The organism is Williamsia sp. DF01-3 (assembly GCF_023051145.1).
Taxonomy (GTDB): domain Bacteria; phylum Actinomycetota; class Actinomycetes; order Mycobacteriales; family Mycobacteriaceae; genus Williamsia.
In genome coordinates, this window is record NZ_JALKFS010000005.1 from 2,626,224 (window position 1) to 2,649,111 (window position 22,888).

Below are 22,888 nucleotides of genomic sequence, written 5' to 3' on the forward strand. Positions count from 1 at the left end.
GGAATCGTGTTCAATTCCCGGCCACCCTCTCGTAACGCCTGCGTTGCGGGCGGCGACGTACCAGAGGGACGAGAAGCAGAAAGCATTAGGAAACGGTGATGAGTCCAGTAGCGATGGCTGATCCGATCTCGGCACAAGAAGCGGCCGAGCATCGTGATCGCGGCGAAGCAGTTGTAGTCGACATGCGGCCTCAGGTGGTCCGGCACCAGGGCAGTCTGCCCGGAGCTGTGGTGGTCGAGCCGAGCGAGCTCACCACCGCATTCAGTCCCGACTCCGACAAGCGAATACCTGCCATCCGAGGGCTGGACACCGAAATCGATGTGGTCTCGGTCAATTCCCAAGCTGCCCGCATCGCCCAGCAGATCGCCGCCATGGGGTACACCAACGTCCACTATGTCGACGGTGGATTCAGGGCGCTGCAGTCAACCCTCCCGCGCTGACCGTTCGCTTTACATGCCACCGAGATCTGTCCGGGGCAAACGACGCTCAAATTGTGAAGCTCGTGGCCGCAACGGGTAGCGTTCACGTGAACAAGAGTGTCAACCTGAGGCTGAACTCGAGGACGTGATGACCGAATCGGTGCCCGGCGACGACCGGCGTGCGCGAGTGCTGCGCCTGCTGCAGTTCCTGCACGAGCTGATTCGCGCCAAATCCACGGTCATCCGTGATGTGTCGGACCATGCTGCCACGGTCTGGCTCGGCGACGACCACAACATCCCGATCGTCCGTGACGCCGCAGTAGGCCAGGTGATCGTGGAAGTCGCTCGCGACAACACCCTGCAGAGCAGCGGATACGACGCCCTGGCCCAGGCCATCGACGAACTCGCTGAACGCCCCGAGTCGCTCGAACTGGTCGTCGCGTCCGGACTGCTCACCGTGCAGTCGCCGGTATCGATCCGGGAGCACCTTGTCACCCAGGCGGTCGTCGCCGAACACGATCACGCGGCGGGCATCATCCGGGTGACACTCGCGGGCGAATCGCAACCCGAGTTGCACGCAGGACATCTTCTCACCGGTGTCGACGGATTCAACCTGGCTGGTTCGGCCGACCTGGCCGAGCAACTCGCAACCACGCGGTCTCCGGTCGCCGATTCCATCGAAAAGTTCTTCACCAAGTGGCGTCGCGCGGTGGTCGACGACCCGGCGTCGGTCTCGGTCGACCTCGCGCCCGCCCTGGTGCTGCGCCGCCGTGGCTCAGCACCGCTGCTCGACTACTACGAGGCCATGATGGCCGCCGTTCGCGACGAAAAGAACGACATCCCGATCGGCCTGGCGCAACTGGTCGAGCCTGTCGAAGCCTCCGAGCGTGTGCTGCGATTGCACGAGAGCGGCGCGATGTCGGCGGAGGAACTGGTCGAGGACGCTCTGTACCCGTTGCCGTCGAACGTCGAGCAACGAGACATCCTGGCTCAGCTGGGACTCGACAGTGGTGTTGTGGTCGAGGGCCCACCCGGCACCGGCAAGACGCACACGATCGCCAACCTGATGTCTGCGCTGCTGGCCAAAGGGCAGCGCGTGTTGGTGGTCTCGGAGAAGGCTCAGGCGCTGCACGTCCTACGGGACAAACTGCCCGCCGAATTGCAGGAACTCGCGGTATCGATCACCGACGTGACCAAGGACGGTTCGCAGTCGCTCATCGACAGCGTGGAAGCGATTGCGAACCGCAAGGGCAGTTTCCAGTCCCGGGTCGCCACGAGCGAGATCAAGAACGTGCGGTCCAAACGGGATCAGGCGCGGGCCAAGCGGGAGCAGATCCTTCGCGAGATCTGGCAACTGCGCGAGTCGGAGACAGAGAAGCACGAGTGGGTTGCCGCTGGGTACAGCGGGACGGCGGCCGAAATCGTCCGTCAGTGCAATGACGTTGCCGCGGAATATGATTGGCTCCCCGGACCATTGCACAGCGCCATCTCGCCGCTGGAACCGAGCGAGTTCGAACGGCTCCTGGACTTAATCCGCAAACGTGGCAAGAACTGGTCTGACCGACTGGCTCAGCATCTGCCCGACCTCGACGACGTGCTGCCCGACACCGTCGAGCTCGAACAAATCTGCACGCGCGTCCGTGACCGTCCGTCGGAGGAAATGGTCGGCAGCGGTTCGCTTCTGGCAATTCTCGCCGACGTCGACAGCGCCCGCCTGCTCCGGGTGAAGACTCGGTGCGACCGGCTCGGTGCCGCCGTCCGTGAGGTGCGCACCTTCCCGCCGCATCTACAGCAGATGGCGCAACGGCTGCTCTCTGGCGAGGCGTCGTACCTGTGGAACAGGGTGACGGCGCTGTCCGAGGTGATCGACGACGCGACCGAACGCGACAAGAGGATCGGCACCCACACGGTCGAGGCGACCGGCGCGAACACCGGTGACTCGTTGGTGTTCGAGAAAGCTGCCGACTACCTCGATGCGGGTGGTCAGTGGCGCGGTCGCTTCCGGAAGGCGCCCGAGCAGAAGGCGGTCGAAGAGCTGCCGGGACAGTATCTGGTGGACGGCCGGCCTCCGACCGACGCCGCGTCGATGCGCCTGGTCGCCGACCACCTCGGTGTACTGGACGCCGTCGCACGCGTGCAGGCGATCCTGGCCGAGGTGAACGTACCGATGGACACCACCGGTACCCGGTCGGTGCAGCTCGGCCGACTTGTACAGCTCGACGGTCAGCTCGCCTGGGTGTCCGAATTGCTCACCGGCCGCGACCAATTGGTCCGGGAACTCAACGCGATCAGTCCCGGGGGTCCGCGACCGAAGAGCATTGACGAAGTCGAAGAGGTGGCCCGGCAGGCCGGTGCCATCGCCGCCGCCAACGACGGCACATTGGCCCGTCGCGAACTCGACGACATCGCCCGCGCGCTCTCCACCGAGATCGAGAAGGGCCCCTCGCCTGAAGGCGATGCGCTTCTGGCTGCGGTGCGTGCCGCCGACCCCGACGCCATCCTGGAAACCCGTCGCGCCTGGCACACCGCGAGTGCCGAGCGGGAAAGTCAGGGCGCGCTGGACCTGCTGGAGCTTCGGCTCAAGCAGAAGGCGCCCGCCCTGGTCAAGCTCCTCGAGGAAACAGCAGAAGACCCGGTCTGGGACGAGCGGCTGGCCGAGCTGGACGCCGCGTGGTCGTGGCGTCGGGCGTATCAGTGGGCGCAGGACCGCAGCGACCCCCAACGGGAGACGCGGCTCGAAGCCGACCTCGACGAGGTCGAGGCCGACATCACCCACTTCACGGCGCGGCTCGCCGCCGCCTGCGCCTGGCGCGAATGTCTCGAGCACATGACGGTGAGTCAGGTGCAGGCACTGCAGTCCTACCGCGACCACATCACCAACATCGGCAAGGGTTCGGGCAAGCACGCCGAGCGGTTTAGGCTCGCGGCCCGATCCGCCATGGCGCAAGCACAGACCGCAGTCCCGGCGTGGATCATGCCGATTTCCCAGGTCCTCAGTTCCGTTGCGCCGGCGCAGAATTCGTTCGATGTGGTCATCGTGGACGAAGCGAGCCAGGCGGACATATCGAGTCTGTTCCTGCTGTGGCTGGCGCCGCGGGTGATCGTGGTGGGCGACGACCGCCAATGTGCGCCCGGAGGTTTCGGCGGTTCCGGGATGGACGAGGTGTTCACCAAACTCGACACCTACCTACCGGACATCCCGCAATACATGCGGGACAGTCTCACGCCGCGGTCGAGTCTGTTCTCGATGCTCCGGACGCGATTCGGACATGTGGTCCGGCTTCGCGAACACTTCCGGTCGATGCCGGAGATCATCGAGTTCTCCAGCCGGCAGTTTTACCCCGATTCGCCACTGATCCCGGTACGTCAATTCGGTGCGGACCGTCTAGCGCCGTTGCGCACCCACTTCGTCGAAGGCGCACGCAGTTCAGGATCGAACTCGTCGCTGGTCAATGCCGACGAGGCCGGTGCATTGGTGGGACTGTTGGCCGGATGCATCGAGGACCCGCGGTACGACGGGATGTCATTCGGGGTGGTGGTGCTGCAGGGCCAACGTCAGGTAGAGCTGATCTCGCAGGCCCTTCGCGAGGCGCTGGACCCCCAGGTCTGGCGTGACCGCAATCTGCGCGTCGGAACACCCCCGGACTTCCAGGGCGACGAACGGCACGTCATCTTCTTGTCGATGGTGGTCTGTCCCGACACCAACGTGAACGCGTTGACGCGCAGCGAATCCCAGCGACGCATCAACGTCGCGGCGTCTCGGGCCATGGAGCAACTCTGGCTTGTGCATTCTGTGCAACCCGATGACCTCAAGACCAACGATCTCCGGTACTCGTTGCTGACCTACATGCAGAAAACCGAAGGCGCGCTGGTGGATCCGGTCCCGGCCAACGTCAGCACCACCTCTCGTACCGAACCGTTCGATTCGCTGTTCGAGCAGCAGATCTTTGTCGAACTGGTGACTCGCGGGTACTACGTGAACCCCAAGGTGGTGGTGAACAACCGGACGATCGATCTGGTGGTCACCGGTAGCGACGCGCGGCTGGCCGTCGAGTGCGACGGCGACGAGTTCACCAGCACCCCGGAGCAGGCCCGTGCAGATATGGAACGTGAACGCGAGCTCCGCCGGTGCGGATGGCGTTTCTGGAGGGTTCGCGAGTCGGAGTACCTGCTCGACCCGATCCATGCCCTCGACGGTCTGTGGGAAGAACTCGAACGGCGAGGGGTGCAGCCGAACTCGGTCGGTCCGGACCTGGCGGGCCGAGAGTCTGCTGAGCCCTGGACGCCGGTGACCTTGTCCGGCGCGGACTAGGCGTCGTCTGCGATCACGCTCAGTAGCGCGGGCAGCCCGACCGCCGCGGTGGTCTGAAGGAAATGGGTGACGTTGCGGCTCAACGGCGTTGGCTCAGGGTTGATCTCGATCACCGGTATTCCCGCGGCCAGTGCGCGCTCCGGGAGTGATGCTGCCGGATACACCATGTTCGACGTGCCCACCACGATGAGGAGATCGCAACCGGCGCTCGCGTCTGCGGCACGCTCCCACGCGTCCTGGGGCAGCGACTCGCCGAACCAGACCACTCCGGGTCGAACAGGGGAGAGGCAATTGGGGCAGATGGGCGGTTCCACCCGAAGGGACTCGGTGGCGCTGTCAGGATCGGCGTCGGTACCGGCGTAGGGCAGTCCACAATGCGAGCACCGGGGTTCGAAGAGGCTGCCATGCAGATGGGCGGTCACTTCGCTGCCCGCCCGTTCGTGTAGATCGTCGACGTTCTGGGTGACCACCATCACCGTTCTGCGCCGCGCCCACTCGGCCACCGCATGATGCCCGGGGTTGGGAAACGCACGCCGCACGAGATGAGCGCGCCATTGGTACCACGCCCACACGAGAGCTGGGTCGTCCGACCACGCTTCCGGGGTAGCGAGCGTCGTCGGGTCGAAACGCTCCCACAGGCCCGTTTCGGCGTCGCGGAACGTCGGTACATCACTCTCTGCGGACATCCCCGCGCCGGAGCACACGGTCACCCATTCGGCGCCTCGCACCAACGCCACCAGATCACTGTCGAGGTGGAGGTCACTCATCGGCGGCGTGGTCTTTCAGCTGTGCGCGCAAGATGGCCGCAGTCCCGGGCAGATCATTGTCCCGCCTGGTCAGGAGGCCTTTTGCCAAGGTCAGCTTGTCGCCGTAGTGCCTCGGGACGACATGCAGATGTGAGTGGAACACGGTCTGGAATGCGGCGCGACCATCGTTGACCAGTAAGTTCACCCCGTCGGCGGCAATCGCGGATGCGCGCTGTGCGGCTGCCACGAGTTGGCCGGCCCGGAACAGTTTGGCGCCCTGCTCAGGTTCGAGTTCCGAGAGGTCGGCTGCGTGGCGCTTGGGCACCAGCAGAGTGTGGCCGGGCCGGACCGGGCGGATGTCGAGGAACCCCAGGATGTCGGCGTCCTCGTAGACGACGTGGGCGGGGGACGTCCTTGCGACGATGGCGCAGAAGATGCACTCGTTCATGCGCCAAGCCTAGTGGGCGCGCAAGAGTCGGCAATTTGATTGTAACAATTCGATAACGAATTGAATTGGCTGCTCAGAGCCCGGGTGAGCGCTCGTTCGGGGCGTCTGAGCAGGTGTTTGACAGCAGGACGCCACGACGAGCGGAAGCGGCGAAGAGACGGCCCCGGGGGTTACTCGCCGGTATACCCACGGGTCACATCGAAACATGAGGAAAACCTCATTTTCGTGTGCAAACATGGTCATCGTGCGCATCAGGAGACCGCGGCATCGACGCCGTGCGTCCGGGGATGAAAAGGAGTGCGTCGCAGCGTGATTCGAGAATCGGATCAGCGCGACCGCCAACGGGTGGACTCCAGACGTCCACGCGCCGCCACAGACATCGAGTGGCCGACGAAGACCTACCGCGGTGTCACGCCCGCCGACCGACGAACACCACAGCTACATGAGGGAGCCTCGTGACGATTCACCAGTTCCGCACCGGATCCGAAGAAAACTCAGCGTGGGCCGCACGCCCCGACGGAATCCTGATCGACCGATTGCGAGAAGGTGAACCGTACGCGGTCAGCTTCGGGGGACAAGGTGGACCCTGGCTGCCGATTCTTGCCGAATTGGTCATCGACGCAGACCTCGACCGCAGCATCGCCAACATCGTCGATGCGGCCGAGCGGCTCATCGAGCCGGTTGCCGACCGCCTCGCTGCGGTCCGGCCCGACGGCTTCCATCCACTCAGCTGGGTGCACGCACACAACGCCGAAGAATCGGTACCTGCCGACAATGCTCTCGCCGCGGCGCCCGTGTCGGTGCCGGGCATTCTGCTTGCTCAGTTGGCGGCCATCAGCGCCACTCGCAAGCAGGGACTCGATCTCGGCGAGCTGACCCCTGTTGCGGCGATCGGACACTCGCAGGGCGTGCTGGGCACCGAGGCCATCAAGGCCGCAGCCGAGGACGGCGGTCTGGGCGACGGCGCACTACTGGCCGTAGCGCATCTCATCGGCGCGGCGGGTGCTTTCATCGCCCGTCGACGAGGACTCACCTCCGACGCCGCCGGGAGCCCGATGCTGTCGGTCGCGCAGGTCGATCCGGCTCGCATCCAGACACTCGTCGACGACTACGCGTTGACGCTGCGCGAATCGGACCGTGAATCGGCGCCTGTGCTCTCGATCGTCAACGGACGACGCTCTGTGGTCCTCTCAGGAGCTCCGCGCCACTTGTCGGCGTTTGTCGGCCAGTGCGAGACGCTCGCCGCCGCAGAAGCCGCCGAACGCAAGAAGAAGACGACCGGCGGCACCGCCTTCGCGCCGGTCTTCGATCCGCTGTCGGTGTCGATCGCCTTCCACCATCCGGCGCTCGAGGCCGCCTGCGATCTCGTCGCCGACTGGGCTGTCGTGTGCGGCATCGACCCCGTGGCCGCACGACGACTCGCCGCGGCAGTGCTGGTCGACAAGGTCGACTGGGTCGACGCTCTCGACGACGTCGTCAGTGCCGGCGCCAAGTGGATCCTCGACCTGGGCCCCGGCGACGTCGCCACCCGGCTGAGTGTTCCCGTGGTCCGCGGGCAGGGCGTCGGCCTGATCTCGGTGAGCCAACGCGGTGGGCAGCGCAACCTGTTCGCGCCCGGAGGCATCCCCGATGTCCAGCGCCCGTGGAGTACCTACAGTCCCAAGATCGTTCAGCTTCCCAACGGTCGCCACGTGGTGGAGACCGCGTTCACCCGTCTCACCGGGCGATCGCCGATGCTCCTCGCCGGAATGACGCCGACAACGGTCGACCCAGCGATCGTGGCCGCGGCCGCCAATGCCGGGCACTGGGCCGAACTGGCAGGTGGCGGACAGGTGACTGAGGGCATCTTCGCCGACAACGTCGCCAAGCTGACCGAACTTCTCGAGCCGGGCCGTCAGGCGCAGTTCAACACCCTCTTCCTCGACCCCTACCTGTGGAAGCTGCAGATCGGCGGCAAGCGCCTCGTGCAGAAGGCACGTGCGAACGGCGCGCCCATCGACGGCGTCATCGTCTCGGCTGGTATCCCGGAGCTCGACGAGGCCGTGGCGCTGGTGTCCGAACTCGCCGACGCTCAGATCCCGTACATCTCGTTCAAGCCCGGCACCATCGGACAGATCCGTTCGGTGATCCGCATTGCTGCCGAGGTACCGCACTACCCGGTGATCGTCCAGATCGAGGGGGGCCGCGCAGGAGGCCATCACTCCTGGGAGGATCTCGACGACCTCCTCCTGGCCACCTACGCCGAGCTGCGCGCCCGCCCCAACGTGGTCATCTGCGTCGGCGGCGGAATCGGGACAGCCGAGCGGGCCAGCGAATACCTCACCGGCGTCTGGTCAGCTGCCCACGACTACCCGCTCATGCCGCTCGACGGCATCCTGATCGGCACCGCCGCCATGGCCACCAAGGAGGCGACCACGTCGCCGGCGGTCAAAGAGCTCCTGGTCAACACCCCGGGCTGCGACGAGTGGATCGGCGCAGGCTACGCGACTGCCGGAATGGCCTCGGGCCGAAGCCAGCTCGGCGCCGACATCCACGAGGTCGACAACGCGGCGTCGCGATGTGGCCGACTGCTCGACGAGGTGGCCGGTGACGAAGAGGCCGTGCAGGCTCGTCGCGACGAGATCATCGAGGCGCTCACCGGAACCGCGAAGCCGTACTTCGGCGATGTGGCGCAGATGACCTATCGCCAGTGGCTCGAGCGTTATGTCGAGCTCGCCGTGGGTGAGGCAACCGGGGCGGCGACATGGGTCGACGTCACGTGGCGCCAGCGTTTCATCGAGATGCTGCAGCGCGCCGAAGCCCGTCTCAACGATGCCGACCGCGGTCAGATCCCGACGCTCTTCGGTCATACGTCGGCCACCGACAATGCCGGTGCAGCCATCGATGCGCTGGTCGCGGTGTACCCGGCTGCCGACACCGACGTTCTGCACCCGGCCGACCTGATCTTCTTCCTCGACCTGTGCCGGACGCCCGGCAAGCCGGTCAATTTCGTCCCGGTCATCGACAAAGACGTGCGTCGCTGGTGGCGCAGCGACTCCCTGTGGCAGGCCCACGATCCGCGCTACGGCGCAGACGAGGTGTGCATCATCCCGGGACCTGTCGCCGTCGCAGGCATCACCCGCGTCGACGAACCGGTCGGCGAGTTGCTCGACCGCTTCGAAGCCCAGGTGGTCACCGATCTCCACGGCATCGGCGTAGAGCCCTTCCCGGTCAGCGCGCGTCTTCGTGCGGGCCTGGTCGACGTGGAAGGCGTGCTCGGCACCGTCGTCGAGTCGCTGAGCGTGCAGTGGTCCGGGCGCCTCGTCGCGAATCCTGTTGCTTTGCTGGGTGACCGGGATGCGTGGCAGTTCCCCTCCACCGAGCGTGGTGAACACGAACCGACCGGGGCCGTCCTCGAGCGCACCTCCGACGGAGTCGTCCTGACCGTGCCGATCGGCAAGGCCACCGTTGCCATCCCGATGACCGTCGACGAGTCGATCCTCGACGGTGGGTCACCCAAGGTCACCATCGAAGGCGCCGCAGGCGCGATGCGCCAGATCCTGGCGGTTGCAGCCGGTGGATCCCTGGCGTCGGTGACCGATGGCGCCGCCACACGCACCGTCACGTGGGACCCGGACCTGGTCGCCGACCATGCCGCGGTCACCGCGTACACCCTTCCCGAGCATCTGAGTGCTTCGGTCCCGCAAGGCGTCACCGGCTTCGCCAATCCCGACACGCTGGTCGGATTGTGCTGGCCCGCCGTCTTCAGTGTCATCGGATCAGCGACGACCCAGGCCGGCGAGCCTGTGGTCGAAGGCCTCCTCGATCTGGTCCACCTCGATCATGTTGCGTCCACCGTCGGCGAACTGCCGCGCGTGGCAACAGATTTGACGGTCACCGCAGCACTGTCGGGTGTTGTCGACACCGACCTGGGCCGTGTGGTCACCGTGGTGGTCACCATCTCCGACGCCGACCGCCAGGTTGCCGAGATGACCGAACGGTTCGCCGTACGCGGACGCACCGGCGACGGCGAGTTGACCGATCCGAGCCGGGCCGGTGGTGCACTGAGCGCCAAGTCAGGTGAGGCGACCCGGAAGAAGATCCGCGAAGTCACCATCGCAACCCCGTCGCGGATGCACGGATTCGCCCTCGTCTCAGGTGATCACAACCCCATTCACACCGACATGTCGGCAGCGAAGATGGCCGGTCTCGGCAGCCCTATCGCTCACGGCATGTGGCTGTCCGCGGCTGCACAGCACGTCGTGACCGCCACCGACGCCAAGAACCCCATCCCGGTGCCTCGCGCACTGCTCGGCTGGACCGCGCGTTTCCTGGGTATGGTTCGCCCCGGTGACGAGGTCACCATCCGCGTCGACCGCGTCGGTATGGACGCCGGCCGCGACGTCATCGAGGTCAGCGCGAAAGTCGGCGACCTGCTCGTGATGAACGCCACCGGCCTTCTCGCGCCTGCCAAGACCGTCTACGCGTTCCCCGGGCAGGGCATCCAGAGCAAGGGCATGGGACTCGACGCACGGTCGCGGTCCAAGGCTGCCCGCAAGGTCTGGGACCGGGCGGACAAGCACACCAGGGATGCTCTCGGCTTTTCGATCCTGGCCGTGGTCCGCGACAACCCGACCACACTCTCGGCAGGCGGCACCACCTACCACCACCCTGACGGGGTGCTGTTCCTGACGCAGTTCACACAGGTGGCCATGGCCACTCTGGGCGTCGCGCAGATCGCCGAACTCAAGGAGTCGGGCGGTTTCGTCGAGAACGCCATCACCTGTGGTCACTCGGTGGGCGAGTACAACGCGCTCGCCGCGTGCGCCGGGGTGCTGCCGCTGGAGGCTGTCCTCGAGGTCGTGTTCCAGCGCGGCGAGGCCATGCACCATTTGGTCCCACGAGATGCGAAGGGCCGCAGCGATTACCGCATGGCCGCGATCCGGCCGAGTCAGTTCGGACTGGCCGACGCCGATGTCATGGACTGGGTCTCGCAGGTCGGCGAACGCGCCGGTGAGTTCTTGGAGGTCGTGAACCTCAACCTGCTCGGCTCGCAATACGCGATCGCAGGCACGGTCCGAGGACTCGAGGTGCTCGAGGAGGAGATCGAAGAACTCCGTGCCAAGGCGGGCGGCAAGCGCTCGTTCATTCTGGTTCCTGGGATCGACGTCCCGTTCCACTCCACCGTGTTGCGTGCGGGTGTGCCCGACTTCCGGCATCGTCTGCAGGACCTGCTTCCCGAGCACATCGACCCCGACATCCTCGTGGGCCGCTACGTACCGAACCTGGTCCCACGCATGTTCAACCTGGGCCGCGACTTCGTCCAGGAGATCGCCGACCTGGTGCCGTCCGAGCCACTCGACGATGTGCTGGCCGACTGGGACACCTGGAGTGCCAAGCCCGGTGAGCTGACTCGCGTGCTGCTGATCGAGCTGCTCGCGTGGCAGTTCGCCAGCCCGGTGCGCTGGATCGAGACACAGGATCTGCTGTTCACCCCGGTCGAGCGTGGCGGAGCCGGAGTGGAGCGGTTCGTCGAGGTCGGCGTGAAGTCGGCTCCGACACTCAGTGGCCTCGCCGGCAACACCCTCAAGCTGGACGACTACCTTCAGTCCGCCGTTCAGGTGCTCAACATCGAGCGTGACTCCGACGTCATCCTGGCGAAAGACAGCGCACCGGATGTGGAGGAAGACGAAGCACCTGCCGTCGAGGCATCAGCTGCCGCAGCGGCGCCTGCCGCCGAAACAGCGGTCGCGGCACCGGCTCCCGTCGCGGCCCCCGCGGATTCGGGTCCCCGTCCCGAGGACATCTCGTTCGGCCCGTCCGACGCGGTCGACGCTGTCATCGCGCTGTGGACGAAGATCCGCATCGATCAGATCGGTGCTGCGGACACCATCGAGGCACTGTGTGACGGTGTGTCATCCCGGCGCAACCAGTTGCTTCTCGACATCGGCGGCGAACTGGGCCTCGGTGCCATCGACGGCGCCGCAGAGGCCGAGATGCCCGCGCTCGCTTCGACGGTGAACGCGCTGGCCCGCGGCTACAAGCCGCTCGGTTCGGTGCTCACCGACGCCGTCGGCGACCAGATCCGCAAGGTGTTCGGGCCGGTTGGCAAGCGCGCGTCGTACATCGAGGACCGCGTCACCTCGGTGTGGCAACTCGGCCCCGGCTGGGCGCTGCACACCAGCGTTGCGGTCGCTCTCGGTAGCCGCGACGGCGTCAGCGTCCGCGGTGGCGACTTGGGCGACCTGGTCTCGGAGGCGCCTTCGAACGCCGACGGTATCGACGCCCTGATCGATGCTGCGGTCGCGAAAGTCGGCTCCAACAAGGGCATCTCGGTGAGCAAGCCCGCCGTCGGCGGGGGCGGCGGAGGCGGAATGGTCGACGCTGCAGCTCTCGGGGAGCTCACCGAGCAGTTCACCGGGCGCACCGGCGCTCTGGCCTCGGCCGCGCAGACCATCCTGCAGAAGCTCGGCCTGGCGGACGAGCCCGAGCTCGCTGCACCTGCCGAGGACAACACCGCGGTGCTCGAACGTGTCAGCGCCGAACTGGGTTCGGATTGGCTGCGTGTGGTGGCCCCGGCATTCGACGAGCGCCGCGCGGTGCTCATCGACGACCGATGGGCCAGTGCTCGCGAGGACCTGGCACGGCTGTGGCTCGAGGACGAGCACGTCATCGACAACGAGTTCTACGACATCAGCGCGAAGTTTGTCGGCGCGGGCGAGACCGTCTGCCATCAGGCCACCTGGTGGCAGGGCAAGGCGCTCGCGAACGGACACCAGGTGCACGCCCGGGTCTACGCGCAGATCGCCCACGCGGCCGAAGATCCGCAGCCCGAGACCTACGCCGATGACATCGCCGTGGTGGCCGGAGCCAGCAAGGGGTCGATCGCTGCCGCAGTGGTTGAGCAACTGCTCGCCGGCGGGGCCACCGTGGTCGCGACGACCTCGCGCCTCGACGACAATCGGCTGGCGTTCTTCAAGTCGCTCTACCGCCGTAGTGCCCGTGGCGACGCGGCGCTCTGGATTGTCCCGGCGAACCTGTCGTCGTACACCGACGTCGACGAGCTGGTCGAGTGGATCGGTAGCGAGCAGACCGAGAACCTCGGCGGCAAGACCGGAGTGCTCAGCCGGCGCTCAAGCCGACCCTGCTGTTCCCGTTCGCCGCACCGCGGGTCGCCGGCGACCTCACCGACGCGGGCGGCCGCGCCGAACTGGAGATGAAGGTGTTGCTCTGGTCGGTGGAGCGGCTGATCGCCGGTCTCGGCGACATCGCGGCCGACCATCATCTGGCGGCTCGGCTGCATGTGGTGCTGCCAGGTTCGCCGAACCGCGGGATGTTCGGTGGCGACGGCGCTTATGGCGAGTCCAAGGCCGCGCTCGACGCACTGGTGAAGCGCTGGGCTGCGGAGGATTCGTGGAACTCCAAGGTCACCCTGGCGCACGCGCTGATCGGGTGGGTCACGGGCACCGGGCTGATGGGCCACAACGATGGACTCGTCGAGGCTGTCGAGGCCGCAGGTGTGAAGACCTGGTCAACCCACGAGATGGCCACCGAGCTGCTCGCGGCGGTGACGCCCGAGAGTCGGGTCCAGGCCAGGACCGAACCGTTGCAACTCGACCTGACCGGTGGACTCGCCGACGCGACGCTCGACATGAAGGCGCTGGCACAGGCCCAGGCTGACGCGCTGGCAGCAGCTGATGACGAGGACGAGTCCGATGAGCCGACACTGGCCGCCCTGCCTGCCCCGGCGCGGGCGCCCGAGTCGACCACCCCTGCGTGGGGCAAGATCGACGCGCGCCCGGAGGACCTGGTCGTGATCGTCGGTGCCGGTGAACTCGGACCGTACGGTAGCGCACGGACCCGGTTCGAGATGGAGGTCGAAGACGAACTGTCGGCGGCCGGCGTTCTCGAATTGGCCTGGAGCACAGGCCTGATCACGTGGGAGGCCACACCGAAGCCCGGTTGGTACGACGCCGGGTCGGGCGACCCGGTCGCCGAGTCGGAGATCGCCGATCGCTACCACGACGCCGTGGTCGAACGCTGCGGCATCCGCCGGTACGCCGACGACGGCGACATGATCGACAACTCGTCACCGTTGCTGACCTCGGTGTATCTCGACAACGATCTGACCTTCTCGGTGGCGTCAGAGGGGGAGGCACGCTCCTTCCTCTCGGCCGCGCCGGACAAGACCAAGATCAAGGTCGACCCGGACAGTGGCGAATGGCAGGTGACACGTCAGGCGGGCACCGAGATCCGCGTACCGCGTCGATTCAAGCTCACCCGCACCGTGGGTGGCCAGATCCCGACCGGGTTCGATCCCACCCGCTGGGGTGTGTCGGCCGACATGGCCGAGTCGATCGACCGGGTTGCTCTGTGGAACCTCATCGCCACCGTCGACGCCTTCCTCGCTTCCGGATTCGAACCGTCTGAACTGATGCGGTGGGTGCATCCCGGCCTGGTCGCCAACACTCAAGGCACCGGCATGGGCGGGATGACGTCGATGCGCTCGCTGTATCTCGACACCTTCACCGGTGAGGCCAAGGCGAACGACATCCTGCAGGAAGCACTGCCGAACGTTGTTGCAGCACACGTGGTTCAGTCGTACATCGGTAGCTATGGCGCGATGATCCACCCGGTGGCCGCCTGCGCCACCGCGGCGGTGTCGGTCGAAGAAGGCGTCGACAAGATCAAGTTGGGCAAGGCGTTGTTCGCGGTCGCCGGTGGGTTCGACGACCTCGGTATCGAGGGCATCGTCGGGTTCGGCGACATGTCGGCCACCGCCGAGACGGCCACGATGGAGGCCAAGGGCATCGATGCCCGCCGGTTCTCCCGGGCCAACGACCGTCGTCGCGGTGGATTCGTCGAGTCGCAGGGTGGCGGAACGATTCTGCTGGCCCGCGGTGACGTGGCCGCCGAGATGGGTCTGCCGGTTCTCGGTGTGGTCGGATGGGCACAGAGCTTCGGTGACGGCGTACACACGTCCATCCCGGCCCCGGGCATCGGTGCACTCGGAGCCGCTCGCGGACACCAGGATTCGGGTATCGCCCGGTCGCTCCGTCAGCTCGGTGTCAGTCCTGACGACGTGGCTCTGGTGTCCAAGCACGACACGTCCACCAAGGCCAACGACCCCAACGAGGCGAACCTCCATGAGAGGCTCGCCGAGGCGATCGGTCGTAGCGACGGTGCGCCGTTGTTCGTGGTGTCGCAGAAGTCGCTGACGGGCCACTCCAAGGGCGGCGCGGCAGCCTTCCAGCTGATCGGTCTGTGCCAGGTGTTGCGCGACGGCGTCATCCCGCCCAACCGCAGTCTCGATTGCGTCGACGAGGTGATGGCCGAGCACAAGCATCTGGTGTGGCCGACCGAACCGTTGCGATTCGGCGAGAGGTTCGCCCTCAAGGCCGGTCTCTTGACGAGCCTGGGCTTCGGGCACGTGTCCGGCCTCATCGCCGTGGTGCACCCGGAAGCCTTTGTGGCCTCGCTTGATCCGGCTGAGCGTGAGCGCTACCGCGCTGCGGCAACCGAACGTGCGCGGCTGGGCCAGCAGCGTCTGCTCGAGGCCATGTGCGGCGGCAAGCCCGCCTACCAGCGGCCCCCGAACCGCCGGTTCGACGACAGCTCCTACGAGGGCGATCAGGAAGCGGCGATGCTGCTCGATACGGACGCTCGTCTGTCGGCGAACGGAACCTACGGCGGATGACGGTCATCGGAGTGGGGATCGACCTCGTGTCGATCCCCGGCTTCGCCGAGCAGTTGAGACAGCCCGGCACCACATTTGCAGATCGGTTCACGGTGGGGGAGCGGCGTGATGCCGCCTCGGGCACCGGTGACGAGGCGAGGCATCTCGCGGCCCGGTGGGCGGCGAAGGAAGCGGTCATCAAGGCATGGTCGGTGAGCCGCTTCGCGCGCTCGCCCCTGCTCCCGCTGATTCGGCATGGCGACATCGAGGTCGTCACGGATGCCTGGGGTCGGCCGGCCATTCGCCTGGGCGGTGAGATCGGTACGCACCTGGCAGGAACGGTGGTGCACATCTCGCTGACCCATGACGGCGACATGGCGGGTGCGGTCGCGGTGATCGAAGAGGCTCCGCAGTCGCAGACTCAGTAGTTCCTGCGCTTGTGAATCACTGTGCTTTGCGGTTGTTCTCGGGATCTTCCAGGAGCATGTAGCGTCCCAGCATGCGCTTGAGTTCGGTGACCGTCGCGGAGTGGTTCTGACCTTCTTGCACCGAGAAGCTGAGCAGCGAGTACGCCGTGTGCACCAGGAGTTCGGACATCAGCGCCCGGCGCCTGCGATCGGGGGTCAGTGGGGCGATGATCCGCGCGACCAATTCCGCCAGCGCACGCTCGTGCACGGTGGCAGTGGCGCGAGTGGCGGGCGTCGACTGCACAGCAAGCCACACCGCGCGTCGGGACGGATCGTCGTGCCACAGCTGCGCCAGGTGATCGATGAACTTCTCCAGTAGGCGAGGCCAGTCCAGAGACGGAACCTCCGCGGCGAATCTGGCCAGTTCACTCTGTACCCCGGCAGCGTCCTCGCGATCGAGTTCGCAGACCACGACGTACTTGTTCGCGAAGTACTGATAGAGCGTCCCGATCGGGACGTCGGCGCGCTGGGCGATGTGCTCACACGTCAGCGACTCGAAGCCGACCTCGATCAGCAGGTCGCGCGCAGCGGCCAGCATCGCATCGAACCGCAGTTGGCTGCGTTGCTGTGTGGGCCGTTTGCGCGGAACGAGTGGTTCGGAACTGAGCAACCGAGAGACACCGGTCTTGAGGGCGCCGGAATCCCCGGTGCCGGTACCGGACTGCCGCTGGGCCATGGCCACAGGTCGCTTCGGCTAGACCGAGAGGTCGCGGCGAAGTTTCGCCACGTGCCCTGTGGCGCGCACGTTGTACTGTGCCACAGCGATTTTGCCCTCGGCATCCACCAGAAAGGTGGATCGGATCACTCCGGTGACGGTTTTGCCGTACATCTTCTTCTCACCGAACGCACCCCAGGCCGTGAGGACTGCCTTCTCCGGGTCGGACAGAAGCGGGAACGTCAGCTCCTCTGCGTCGCGGAACTTGGCCAGTTTTGCGGGCTTGTCCGGAGAAATGCCGATGACCTCGACACCCGCGTCGTTCAGCTCGCCCAGGTTGTCACGGAAGTCGCAGGCCTGCTTGGTACAGCCCGGTGTGCTGGCAGCGGGGTAGAAATAGACGATCACCTGACGTCCCCGATAGTCGTCGAGCGAGACAGTGTTTCCGTCGGCGTCCGGCAGGGAAAAGCCTGGGGCCTTGTCGCCCACTGCGAGTCGTGTGTTCTCAGTCATCGGGTTCAGGCTAGCCGAGGACGCAATTCGTGTGGCGGAACACTGGCAACCCGGACTGTGAACTACCGTAGAGCCCGAATACTGACCGGCCGCTCCGCGCCTTCGTACGAGCGCGGGGAGTGGACTTCACCGATGGAGGACCTTGTGGGACGCGATACCGACGACATCGAGCGCGAGATCGAACGGGCCCGCGACGAACTCGCCGAGACCCTGGACGCGCTTGCGACCCGTGCCAATCCTCAGCGGCTGGCCGAAGACGCCAAGGCCACTGCGCTCGTGACCCTCCAGAAGCCGGCGGTCGCGGGAACGCTGATCGCGGTCGGAGTCGTCGTGGTCGCGATCGTCATCAAGAAAATCGTCTCCTGAGCAGCTGACTGACTGAGCAGCTTCAGTCGAGCGGCCGGGACCCCGACCGCTCGACCGAAGCCGCTTCCCGGTCCTCGCGCTGAGCGCGATAGATCGAGTCCCCGCTCCGCAGCACCAGCAGGTAGGCGATACCCACGGCGACCATCCCGCCGGGGATCAGGGTGTAGCCGCCGGTCATCTCGGCCACCATCAGCATCACCGCTACCGGCACACGGGCGATGGCGCCGAAACAGGCCATCATCGCGACGATGACAAACGCCGCCGGCGCCTCGGGGACGCCGGGCGCGAATGGCTCCAGCAGTCGCCACAGCGCAGCGCCGACGAACGCGCCGATCACCATGCCCGGACCGAAGATGCCGCCGGCGCCTCCGGACCCGATCGACAACGACGTCGCGAGGATCTTGGCGAAGGGGAGTGCCAGCACGATCCACAGCGGCATCGAGGCCAGTGTCTCCGCGCTCATCGCTTCCTGCACCCAGCCGTACCCGCTGCCCAGTATCTCGGGCATCGCCAGGGCGAGCAGGCCCACCAGGAGACCGCCGACGGCGGGTTTGACGATCCGGTTGCCGGGCAACCGGGCGAACACGCTGACCGTGCCGTAGAAGAAGCGGCTGTACAGAATTCCCACGCCGCCCGCGAGTAGTCCGATCACGGCGAACCAGATGAGCTGTGTGGGTGACTCGAATCTGTAGTCGTCGGCCACGAATCCGAACAGTGGATCGTAGCCCTCGACCGAGCCGAACACGCTGTAGGCGGTGACGGACGAGATCAACCCGGGGATGAGCGTCCGGAACTCGAAGTCGTTGCGGTACAGGATGGCTCCCGACAGCACCGCGCCACCCAGAGGCGCTCCGAAGATTGCCCCGATGCCTGACCCGATCCCGATCGCCACTGCGATTCGGCCATCGTCGTCGGTCAGATTCAGCCACCGCGTGAACAGCGACCCGAATCCTGCGGAGATCTGTGCCGCCGGTCCTTCCCGGCCCGCAGATCCGCCGGAGCCGATGGTCAACGCGCTCGCGACCATCTTCACCCCCACCGCCCGCATCCGGATGCTGCGCGGACCGGAATGGACGGCCTCTATCGCGGCATCGGTGCCATGCCCTTCTGCCTCCGGTGCCAAACGTGCGACGAGAACGGCCGAAGCAAGCGCGCCGCCGGCGACGACGAGGGGGATTGCCCAGGGCCGACTGAAACCGTCTGAGTGGCCCGTGTCGCCGTCGCGCCCGGCCTTTGGAGGTTCGTAGCCGCCGAGGCCCTCCAGGAGGAGTCGGCCGGCCAGCTCGAGCATTTCGAAGAAGACCACCGCGCCGAGTCCGGCGACCACGCCGATGGAGATGCCCAAGACCAGCCATCGGACGGCATAGCTCGAGCGTTCGAGTCGGCTACCGATTCTGGCGCCGAGCGCTACGACAGCAGCCCCTCGCGTCATTGGGATGACAGTAATGGGAAGAGCGTGTCCAGGTGTGACAGTTGACGATCGATGACGTGCGACCGATCAGGTGGCTGTCGATTGTTCACATGAACTTTGGCCGTCGCGGCCCCAGCAGGAATTGAAGTGGTGCAGTCAATCCTAGAAGTGCGCCATCGGGGACTCGAACCCCGAACCCGCTGATTAAGAGTCAGCTGCTCTGCCAATTGAGCTAATGGCGCGCGTTGTTGCGACTTGGAACGTTAGCAGGCCTTATGCGGAAAACGAAAATCGCGTGGTCGCAGAGGTGAAAACGGTCCGTTTTGACCGCTCGTCGCGTTTCCTGTCCGTCACACATTGCCCGTAGACTCTCCTCAGATGGTTGGTGCCCACTCGTTGGGCTTGAGGGGATGTTTGGAGTGTGATGGGGTTCACGCAGACCTCGGTAGGACAAGGGGCTCGAAAGTCCACTGTTTTCATGGTTTTCCTGATCGCACTCGCCGCGGTGATGTCGGCGTGTGCCTCCGATGCCCCAACGCCCAAGTACAGCGATCAGGTTGTCAGCACCACACCGTTCGACGATCTCCTGCAGCCGGCGGTGAAGATCACCGGTTTCGCGGACAAGCCAGTGGTCGACGGTGATGTGGGGTTCTCGCCCGGTGCGCCTGTGAAGGTCACCGCGAGCGACGGGCGTCTCACCGACGTCCAGATCACCAACTCGGCGGGCGCACCGGTGCCGGGCACGCTGTCGCCGGACAAGAAGAGCTGGACCGTGGCCCCTGGGTCGTTCGGTTACAACAAGACCTACACGCTGACCGCTGACGCCAAGGGCATCGGTGGCAGCACCAAGGCGACCACCTCGTTCACCACGAGTTCGCCCAACAACCTCACCCAGGCCTACGTACTGCCCGAAGACAATTCGACCGTCGGGGTCGGGATGCCGGTGGCAATACGTTTCGACGAGGCGATCCCCAACCGCAAGGCTGCGCAGGACGCGATCACGGTCCGTACCGACCCACCTACCGAGGGTGGCTTCTACTGGCTCAGTGACACCGAATTGCGTTGGCGCCCAGCGCAGTTCTGGAAGCCCGGCACCAAGGTTGATGTCGCGGTCAACACGTACGGGATCGATCTGGGTGACGGTCTCTTCGGGCAAGAGAACCTGAAGACCAATTTCACGATCGGGCGCGAGCTCATCGCCACTGCCGACGACAACACCAAGACCATCACCATCACGGAGAACGGCAAGGTCATCAAGACGATGCCGACGTCGATGGGCAAGGATTCGACGCCCACCGACAACGGCACGTACATCATCGGTGATCGTCTCGACCGCATCGTGATGGATTCGTCCACCTACGGTGTCCCCGTGAATTCTCCGGCCGGGTACCGGCTGGATGTCGACTACGCCACCCAGATGTCGTGGAGCGGTATCTACATCCACTCCGCGCCGTGGTCGGTGTACGCGCAGGGCAGCGAGAACACGAGTCACGGTTGTCTGAACGTCAGTCCGGAGAACGCTCTGTGGTGGGTTCAGAATTCGTTGCGAGGCGACGTCATCACCGTGAAGAACACTGTGGGTCCCGAGCTGTCGGGTACCGACGGCCTCGGAGACTGGAACATTCCGTGGGAGACCTGGAAGCAGGGCAACGCCTGAGGCTCAGCGTCCCCTCCTGTGGACATCGGGTTCTCTTCGGGTTGTGAGCCCGGCCTGGTGATCATTTTCGACCCCGAACCGAATGACGCTGACCCTGTCCTGCTCGAGGGCGGTCCTCCTACGGGATAGGCGGCCCCCCGCGGCCTTCCGCCGTTTTCCGGGCCCGTATCGCCCCACTGTGCCGTCAGCGTCCGTCAGGCGCAGCCACACCACTGAGATGTCGTCGCAGCCCGGCGAGCAGATAACTGAGTTCCAGATGCGTTCGGATACAGCGCAACTGCACGAACTGCGCGACCGGATCGGGCCTTAAACGATGAATCAACGGTGGAGGCGCTCGCCGCTACGGTGCCCTCTGCGATCGGCGTAGTCGACCGGGCAGCCGACGTATGGGAGCCGCTGGGGACAGTTGCAGACGTAGCAGGATCAGGGTGGGGGCAACGCGTGCGTCGGGAAGCCAGCGCCCTCACCCGTCTCCATCACGAGGACAACTAAGACAACGACGCCATGCTGCTTATCAGCGCATTTGGCGAGTCCTCGAAACCTAACAAGCATGACCTGACCACCCGAAACGGCTACTCGACGCGCTTCAGCGGCCCTCGACCGAAGTCGAGGGCTCCGGAATGCCGAGAACTAGCCGAACAGGCTGACGCCGCACAAGGAGCCAGAGCAGCTATTGGTGGGCGGTGGTGGCGGTGTATAGCCAATTGCGCCCTTCACCACGACGTTTCGGAAAGGTTCGACTGAATATGTGTCGTTCTCGTCAGTGCCCCACTCTCCCGGATTGGGGTTACCACCTACCGTATTGCAATGCCAATACACGTCGTACGTCCCGTCCGGAATCTCCAACAGCTCATCGTACGTGCGTAGAAAGATGGGGCTAGTCCCCGTGCTGACTGTCTTGTTGCCGCCGAACGAGAATTCCTCAATGTCTCGTGGCTCCCTCGTCGACCCTGCCGGTGTGCCTGACACGTAGCAAGTCAACAGACCGCCGGTGTTGTTGGTGACCTTGGCCTGTAGTTTACCGTCGACCACGGTCGGGGCGGCCATTGTGACGTCCTCCGCTGCGGCAGACGCTACTGGCGCGGACATAAACAAGGCTGCACCGGTTAGCGCCGAGGCGGCGACCACCGAACGAATACTCACACGCATTTATTTGATCCTTCGACTAGGCGTCTCGTAGTTCCTGCGATCACAACACACCAAAGAAGCCATCACGTCGTTTCAAGAGAACGGCCGGACCCTACCGCCGTACCGAAACTACTCCCACCACTCAGACTCGAGACGATCAACACGCGCACAAACACGTCGAGCTACGCGTCACCGCGAAGCTCCTCGACCAACTCCAAAAGCCATTAGCAAACTAAGAGAAGGCTTGTGGGCCGCCGGCGCGAGACCGACGCCCCCGCCAACAATGAAGAACGACAAAGGCCGGTGCTTGCGCAATCAGCGCTCACACCGGCCTTCGTGTTGGGGTGGACGACGGGACTCGAACCCGCGACAGCCAGAATCACAATCTGGTGCTCTACCAACTGAACTACGCCCACCATCGGATCCGCGTTAGCGGAACCAGGGACTTACTCTAGCGGCTCGCCGGTCCGGAATTCCAATCGGTTACCCGGCCTGTCGCCATCAGGCCGGACCGAGCGTTTTGGTCACTTCCTCGATGGCCGACGATTCGGGCCCAGGAGGGGCGACAAACGCTGTTGCCCGGTAGTACTTGAGCTCCCGGATCGATTCCCGGATGTCGGCCAACGCACGGTGTGCCAGGCCCTTCTCTGGCTGTCCGAAGTAGATGCGCGGGTACCACCGGCGGCACAGCTCTTTGATCGAGCTGACATCGACCATCCGGTAATGCAGGTACGCGTCGAGTTCGGGCATGTCCCGGGCGATGAAGCCGCGGTCGGTGGCGATCGAGTTGCCGGCGAGGGGGACTGCGCCGGCGGTGTCGATGTGCTTGCGCAGGTAGTCGAGGACCTGCTTCTGCGCCTCCTCGATGGTCACCGTGGACGCACGCACTTCTTCGGTGAGTCCGGATGCTGCATGCATCTTCTTCACCACCGCAGGCATGGCCGCCAGGGCGTCGTCGTCGGCGTGGATGACCACGTCGACGCCGTCACCGATGATGTTGAGTTCGCTGTCGGTGATCAGGGCTGCGATCTCGATGAGCTTGTCGCTGCGCAATTGCAGCCCGGTCATCTCGCAGTCGATCCACACAAGTTTGTCTTGCACCCCACAACCC

Annotated in this window: 13 protein-coding genes, 2 tRNA genes and 1 pseudogene; 7 read left to right on the top strand and 9 right to left on the bottom strand. The window is 65.4% G+C overall.

Going from position 1 to position 22,888, the window contains the following annotated elements; genetic code table 11:
• The first annotated feature begins 98 nt into the window (after window positions 1-98).
• Both MVA47_RS14545 and MVA47_RS14550 read left to right on the top strand, forming a co-directional pair.
• The gene (locus MVA47_RS14545) at window positions 99-440 is read left to right on the top strand and encodes a rhodanese-like domain-containing protein (RefSeq protein WP_247208448.1); all 342 of its coding nucleotides are present in this window, start codon (window positions 99-101) and stop codon (window positions 438-440) included.
• Window positions 441-567: 127 nt separating this feature from the next.
• Complete coding sequence (locus MVA47_RS14550; RefSeq protein ID WP_247208449.1) at window positions 568-4,731, top strand: AAA domain-containing protein; 4,164 nt, start codon at window positions 568-570, stop codon at window positions 4,729-4,731.
• Here MVA47_RS14550 and MVA47_RS14555 read toward each other — a convergent pair.
• On the bottom strand, window positions 4,728-5,498 hold the full coding sequence (locus tag MVA47_RS14555; protein WP_247208450.1) for an NAD-dependent deacylase: 771 nt from the start codon (window positions 5,496-5,498) through the stop codon (window positions 4,728-4,730). The two genes, MVA47_RS14550 and MVA47_RS14555, sit on opposite strands and share 4 nt — an antisense overlap.
• Window positions 5,491-5,925, bottom strand: a complete 435-nt coding sequence (locus MVA47_RS14560; RefSeq protein WP_247208451.1) for an HIT family protein — start codon at window positions 5,923-5,925, stop codon at window positions 5,491-5,493. The genes MVA47_RS14555 and MVA47_RS14560 overlap by 8 nt, the downstream gene beginning before the upstream one ends.
• 455 nt (window positions 5,926-6,380) lie before the next feature.
• Here MVA47_RS14560 and MVA47_RS14565 point away from each other — a divergent pair.
• A pseudogene (locus MVA47_RS14565) lies at window positions 6,381-15,601 on the top strand (fatty acid synthase subunit beta domain-containing protein).
• Window positions 15,598-16,008 (top strand): holo-ACP synthase, encoded by a 411-nt coding sequence (locus MVA47_RS14570; RefSeq protein WP_247208452.1) that lies wholly within the window; start codon window positions 15,598-15,600, stop codon window positions 16,006-16,008. The pseudogene MVA47_RS14565 and the gene MVA47_RS14570 overlap by 4 nt, the downstream one beginning before the upstream one ends.
• Window positions 16,009-16,024: 16 nt before the next feature.
• Here the strand turns inward: MVA47_RS14570 and MVA47_RS14575 are convergent, their stop codons facing one another.
• A complete protein-coding gene (locus MVA47_RS14575) occupies window positions 16,025-16,723 on the bottom strand; it encodes a TetR/AcrR family transcriptional regulator (protein ID WP_247208453.1) in 699 nt (232 codons plus the stop codon).
• Window positions 16,724-16,741: 18 nt separating this feature from the next.
• Window positions 16,742-17,215, bottom strand: a complete 474-nt coding sequence (gene bcp / locus MVA47_RS14580) for a thioredoxin-dependent thiol peroxidase (RefSeq protein WP_247208454.1) — start codon at window positions 17,213-17,215, stop codon at window positions 16,742-16,744.
• 144 nt (window positions 17,216-17,359) lie between these two features.
• Between bcp and MVA47_RS14585 the strand changes: the two genes are divergently transcribed.
• Complete coding sequence (locus MVA47_RS14585; protein ID WP_099385042.1) at window positions 17,360-17,581, top strand: DUF3618 domain-containing protein; 222 nt, start codon at window positions 17,360-17,362, stop codon at window positions 17,579-17,581.
• A 22-nt stretch (window positions 17,582-17,603) separates the two neighbouring features.
• Here MVA47_RS14585 and MVA47_RS14590 read toward each other — a convergent pair whose 3' ends face one another.
• Window positions 17,604-19,013: a chloride channel protein gene (locus MVA47_RS14590; protein ID WP_247208455.1), complete on the bottom strand. Its 1,410-nt coding sequence runs from the start codon at window positions 19,011-19,013 to the stop codon at window positions 17,604-17,606.
• A gap of 148 nt (window positions 19,014-19,161) precedes the next feature.
• Window positions 19,162-19,234: transfer RNA gene (locus MVA47_RS14595), tRNA-Lys, on the bottom strand.
• Between the two features lie 236 nt (window positions 19,235-19,470).
• On the opposite strand from MVA47_RS14595, the gene MVA47_RS14600 reads away from it, so the two are divergent.
• Complete coding sequence (locus tag MVA47_RS14600) at window positions 19,471-20,649, top strand: Ig-like domain-containing protein (RefSeq protein ID WP_281504764.1); 1,179 nt, start codon at window positions 19,471-19,473, stop codon at window positions 20,647-20,649.
• A gap of 324 nt (window positions 20,650-20,973) precedes the next feature.
• Window positions 20,974-21,141: a DUF3631 domain-containing protein gene (locus MVA47_RS27280; protein ID WP_374474195.1), complete on the top strand. Its 168-nt coding sequence runs from the start codon at window positions 20,974-20,976 to the stop codon at window positions 21,139-21,141.
• 138 nt (window positions 21,142-21,279) lie between these two features.
• Here MVA47_RS27280 and MVA47_RS14605 read toward each other — a convergent pair whose 3' ends face one another.
• From MVA47_RS14605 to orn, 3 genes are all read right to left on the bottom strand, one after another.
• Window positions 21,280-21,798, bottom strand: a complete 519-nt coding sequence (locus MVA47_RS14605) for a hypothetical protein (protein ID WP_247208456.1) — start codon at window positions 21,796-21,798, stop codon at window positions 21,280-21,282.
• A gap of 319 nt (window positions 21,799-22,117) precedes the next feature.
• Window positions 22,118-22,193: transfer RNA gene (locus MVA47_RS14610), tRNA-His, on the bottom strand.
• Between the two features lie 85 nt (window positions 22,194-22,278).
• Window positions 22,279-22,878, bottom strand: coding sequence for an oligoribonuclease (gene orn / locus MVA47_RS14615; protein ID WP_247208457.1), 600 nt, complete (start codon window positions 22,876-22,878; stop codon window positions 22,279-22,281).
• Window positions 22,879-22,888: the final 10 nt, after the last annotated feature.

What these genes read in the sequence shown, in the direction of transcription:
- MVA47_RS14545 (WP_247208448.1), top strand. Translation starts at nt 99, where the DNA reads ATGAGTCCAGTAGCGATGGCTGATCCGATCTCGGCACAAGAAGCGGCC.
- MVA47_RS14550 (WP_247208449.1), top strand. Translation starts at nt 568, where the DNA reads ATGACCGAATCGGTGCCCGGCGACGACCGGCGTGCGCGAGTGCTGCGC.
- MVA47_RS14555 (WP_247208450.1), bottom strand. Translation starts at nt 5,498, where the DNA reads ATGAGTGACCTCCACCTCGACAGTGATCTGGTGGCGTTGGTGCGAGGC.
- MVA47_RS14560 (WP_247208451.1), bottom strand. Translation starts at nt 5,925, where the DNA reads ATGAACGAGTGCATCTTCTGCGCCATCGTCGCAAGGACGTCCCCCGCC.
- MVA47_RS14570 (WP_247208452.1), top strand. Translation starts at nt 15,598, where the DNA reads ATGACGGTCATCGGAGTGGGGATCGACCTCGTGTCGATCCCCGGCTTC.
- MVA47_RS14575 (WP_247208453.1), bottom strand. Translation starts at nt 16,723, where the DNA reads ATGGCCCAGCGGCAGTCCGGTACCGGCACCGGGGATTCCGGCGCCCTC.
- bcp (WP_247208454.1), bottom strand. Translation starts at nt 17,215, where the DNA reads ATGACTGAGAACACACGACTCGCAGTGGGCGACAAGGCCCCAGGCTTT.
- MVA47_RS14590 (WP_247208455.1), bottom strand. Translation starts at nt 19,013, where the DNA reads ATGACGCGAGGGGCTGCTGTCGTAGCGCTCGGCGCCAGAATCGGTAGC.
- MVA47_RS14600 (WP_281504764.1), top strand. Translation starts at nt 19,471, where the DNA reads ATGGTTTTCCTGATCGCACTCGCCGCGGTGATGTCGGCGTGTGCCTCC.
- MVA47_RS14605 (WP_247208456.1), bottom strand. Translation starts at nt 21,798, where the DNA reads ATGCGTGTGAGTATTCGTTCGGTGGTCGCCGCCTCGGCGCTAACCGGT.